Annotated in this window: 2 protein-coding genes and 1 pseudogene; all 3 read left to right on the top strand. The window is 53.8% G+C overall.

Annotated features, from left to right (window positions below):
• Positions 1-1052, top strand: a pseudogene (locus QJQ48_RS27525) (hypothetical protein); the annotation flags it as partial.
• Positions 1052-1933, top strand: coding sequence for a hypothetical protein (locus QJQ48_RS27530; RefSeq protein ID WP_346294416.1), 882 nt, complete (start codon positions 1052-1054; stop codon positions 1931-1933). The pseudogene QJQ48_RS27525 and the gene QJQ48_RS27530, both read left to right, overlap by 1 nt.
• Positions 1887-3689 carry a type IV secretory system conjugative DNA transfer family protein gene (locus tag QJQ48_RS27535; protein ID WP_346294417.1) on the top strand — a complete coding sequence of 601 codons (1803 nt, stop codon included), beginning with the start codon at positions 1887-1889 and terminating at the stop codon, positions 3687-3689. Before QJQ48_RS27530 ends, QJQ48_RS27535 begins: the two co-directional genes overlap by 47 nt.
• Positions 3690-4183: the final 494 nt, after the last annotated feature.

Consider the following 4183-nt stretch of genomic DNA (forward strand, 5'->3'; position numbering starts at 1 on the left):
GGTCTAGGCTTTCTCGCGTCGGCTCAGCCGGGGCTGAAGTTGCCCTCAGACCAGAGCCGGAGTTTGAGGAAGAAGTCACTACTGCAGGCGATCGCCCTCGCCCTACTCGTTCTAGTTCTGGCCGTAACCCAGCGGCCAGCGGCAGCAGATCTAGCCAGTCTGACGAGTTTCCATTTCCCTCAGCCAGAATTGGTGACAATCCGGTACCGCTACCGGAACAGCCTGCCCAGAACGCGGCAGCGCTGCAACCACTCAGCTCGGCTAGCAGCTCTAGCTATGCTACTAAGGCGCGATATCCGGGGGAGCTGGTCGCCGCTTCTCCGGGCACTCAAGGCATTCTTAACCGCAGACCCGCCAGCACTCAGCCAGCCGCTCAGCCGCAGCGGCCCACCGTACGACAGGTCGCTATTGGCTCTTACGCTCAAGGTAACGTCACGGTTCCAGTCGTTTACGCGGGTGGGGACGGGCCTACAGGTGGCAGATCTGCCGTTGAGCTGACCTCACCGCTACTCGATATCAACGGGCAGGTTGCTCTAGCGGCTGGCACTGTTTTGATTACTGATATCTCTCAGATCCTCGACGCTAACATTATCAACCTGTCGGTTGTGGCCATCGTCTATCAGGATGCGGCAGGTAGAGTTCGGCAAGAAGCCATCGAACCGGGCGTGATTACGATACGAGGCGAAGACAACAAACCGCTGGTAGCCGAAGTCGAGAATGATGGCGGTAGTAGCTTTGGCGATGACCTCTTAGTCGGCTTGGCCGGGGCGCTTGGCAATATCGGTCGGGTGATTAATGCCCCTGATGCCGTGACAACCGCTAGCTCCGGTTCGTCCGGTAATCGCACATCGACCAGCACATCGACCACGGTTACCAGCGGCAACAACGACAATATCTTTGGCGCGGCTCTAGAAGGTTTCTTTACACCCACAGCCGAACGCCTTTCTGAGCGCTCCCAAAATAACCGTGAGACGGCTCAGCCCTATTTAATTGTCGAGGAAGGTGAAGAGGTTTCTATCTTTGTTGATGGCTTACTGGAGGTGGCTCTCTAATGCGCTTACCCTGGCTCATTCCCTGGCTCTTTATCAGCGGCTTACTGCCAAGCGGCAAAGCGATCGCTCAGCAGATTCGGCCCAACGTGCTGCCTGATGTGCCCATACCTGCAGCATCACAGGCAAGACCTGCTACCAGCATCGTCAGCGCTCAGCGGGCTAGGCTCTATACCTCGCCAGTCAATCTTTATCCAGGCCGCAATAGCATCATTGACTTTGCGGCTACAGGCGAAGTCATCACCTACATTCAGCTCAGTGATCTCAGTCACATCGTTTACGACACCAATGCACCAATCGATAGCGGAGTCGCTCAGGTTGTCGCACTACGGCTGATTCAGCCGATTCCCTTCGAGGGACTAACCAAGTCGGCAGTGCCCAACATGGTCATCAGCACGCTCGATGAGCAGGGCAATACCTACACCTACTTGTTTGACTTACATCAAAACTCTGGCAGACCTTCTCAAGCCGAGTCAAACGGCATTGCGATCGCTCCAGCTAGCGAAGTCCGTGAGACACGGCTATTCAACACCGTGGCGCTCAGGCCCAACGTCCTCCGTACTGACCAGGGCGAAGCCACGTTAGAGGATATTGAGCAGGGGCTAGCGATCGCTATTGAGCAGGGCTACACACCGGCGAACGATCCGGTGGTCACAGAGGTCAGAGAGGTGATCGCCTTAGCTAGAAACGGTACGCCACTGCGTACAGCCGCTGATCAGCTGGGGCTAGAGATGGCCGTGCTCACTGCCCTGGGTGAAATCGGTATCGAAAATTCTATCTTGGCTCCAGTTGAGCCAGAACCCATCACCATTCCCGTGGAACCCAGCAAGCTTAACTATGATGATATTTGCCCAGTTACAGGATGCGATTTTCGGCCCCTTTAGAGAAGCGTGGCAGGTTATCAAAGATGTCTTGTTTTCCACTCAAGGGTTGATTCTCATTGGTCTGGTCGTGGCTATCTATGTCTTCAACCTGCTTAGCCCACGCAAAAACCAGCTCACCTCTGGCCGCTGGGCTAACCGGCAAGATAAGTTCAAAGCCGTCAGGCGAGCACACAAGCAGCTCAGCTCCAGTGATGCCGATGATGTCTGCCTCTGGTGCGGGTCGCCTAGCCAGTGGCAAGCAGGGGGCTTGATGGCCTCTGCCATGACGCTCATCAACGGCACGCCGCCTACGGTCTATGTCCCCGATGCTAATCGCTCTGCTGTTGTTATTGGTAAAGCCGGATCTGGTAAGACCTTCAGTGTGATTGACCCGATGATGACATCGGCCATTGAGCAGGGCCACCCCATCTTGCTCTACGACTACAAAGCTGATGAGTACGGCAAGGGCGGCCAGCTCAGCTATCTAGCAACGCTAGCGGCGCGGCATGGCTACAACGTGCAGATTCTCGCACCAGGGCGAGCCTATAGCGGCATCGTTAACCCGCTGGATTTTCTCGAAGACGAGAACGATAGCACCACAGCAGGGGTCTTAGCCGAAGTTTTTCACAAAAATCTGACGGGCGGCAACAGCGGGCGCTCTGATGCTTTCTTTGGCCCTGCTGGGCAACGGCTAATTCAGGCTTTGCTCCAGTACGCCAAATCGACCCAGTACCCAGACCTGGCGATGGCCTTCAGCCTGGTGCAGCTTCCGGGATTAGTTGAGCGGTTATCGTATGCCGCTAAGCAAGATAGGTTGCCCTACTTCGTTCAGGTCAACTTCTCTCAGTTCATTCAGGCGGGAGCTAGTGAAAAGACAGCTTCCGGCATCATGGCGACTGCTGCTGACGTATTAACCCGGTTTATTGCCCCTGACCTGCTGCGCTCTCTGCTGGGCCAAACCAATATCTCGCCGGTGCTCCAGCGTAAAGAGATGCTAGTGGTGCAGTCTGATATCTTCCGCCAAGATGTCGTTAATCCTCTGCTAGCCGCCATTATCAACGTCGTCATCAACCGCAACTGCTCAGTACAGCGCGAGCATCCCTTTATCTTTAGCGCAGACGAGTTTCCCACTATCTTCATGCCCCAAGCGCCGAGCTGGCCCAACGAGCATCGCTCTAAGGGCTTTGTCGGTATCTTTGGCTTTCAGTCGTTCCCCCAGATTGTTGAAAGCTATGGTGAGCAACGAGCTAAGGCGCTGCTCTCATCCTGTTCGACAAGGTTCTGGTTCAATCCCGGAGACGTGAATACAGCTAGGAGCTATACCGACGAGCTAGGTGAGGAAGAAGTCACGTTTCAAACTAAATCCTATAGCCGCAGTCGCGGCGATGACTGGGGCCGCAATCGCTCGGTCAGCGAGCAGGTGCGTACCAAGAAGCTGCTGACGCCTGATGAGGTGATGCGCTTTGACGTGGGAGAGTGCGTCTACATCAACCCGGCTTACGGCCAGCTTCCCATCCACTACGAGCAGCTTCCCGTGCCCAAAGCCGATATCAAGCTCAAAAAAGAGTGTGAAGGCATGTGGGAAACCGTGCGCGACCGCATGATTCGCCGCGAGCAAAAACGCAGACCCGACCTCAACATGGAACAGCAACTCCAGCTCCGGCTCAAAGAAGCAGAAAGGCTGCTGCCAATGCCGCCAGATGAGGAGGGCGATAGTAATGGCAGCGGTAAGGGGAGCAGAAAACAGGCGGAAGCAAGTCTGCCGCAAGAGTTTTAAGTAATCAAACCTACATTCCGCAGGTTGCTTTTAGTTTTTGATTGTGCATTCGATTTTCAATCCTTGAAACGTCCAAGACTCGTTCTGAACAGGTGCGATTCTGGGCGACCAAACATTGCTGATTGTAAAGTGATGCAGATGGAATCTGGAAAGTCCGATTATTCAAAACTCTCTCTGTTGAAAGCTTTCGAGCGCTCCTGATTGGAATGCATACAGAAAATCATCTGTCAACCTGCGGAATGTAGGATCAAAACTCGCCGTTTCGATGAAACGACATAAAATTATAAGTCAGTATTCTACCAGGTTTTTAATCTGATGAATTTGATGCGATGCCTGCTACTTATAGCTGGCTTCTTTGCCGCTTTTGCACTTCATGACTTCCTCACCTGGTCTATTTTCTTCTGGATTGCTCTTGCTCTGGGCTGTACTTTGGGCTGGAAAATCGGCTATTGGCTACGACAATTTTAGTTGAAGCTTTATTGATAGCATTAGTA

The sequence above is a fragment of the Sphaerothrix gracilis Ecp01 genome, assembly GCF_030405905.1.
Taxonomy (GTDB): domain Bacteria; phylum Cyanobacteriota; class Cyanobacteriia; order Phormidesmidales; family Phormidesmidaceae; genus Sphaerothrix; species Sphaerothrix gracilis.

Excerpts from the sequence above, each read along its gene's own strand:
- QJQ48_RS27530 (WP_346294416.1), top strand. The coding sequence starts at position 1,052 with ATGCGCTTACCCTGGCTCATTCCCTGGCTCTTTATCAGCGGCTTACTG.
- QJQ48_RS27535 (WP_346294417.1), top strand. The coding sequence starts at position 1,887 with ATGATGATATTTGCCCAGTTACAGGATGCGATTTTCGGCCCCTTTAGA.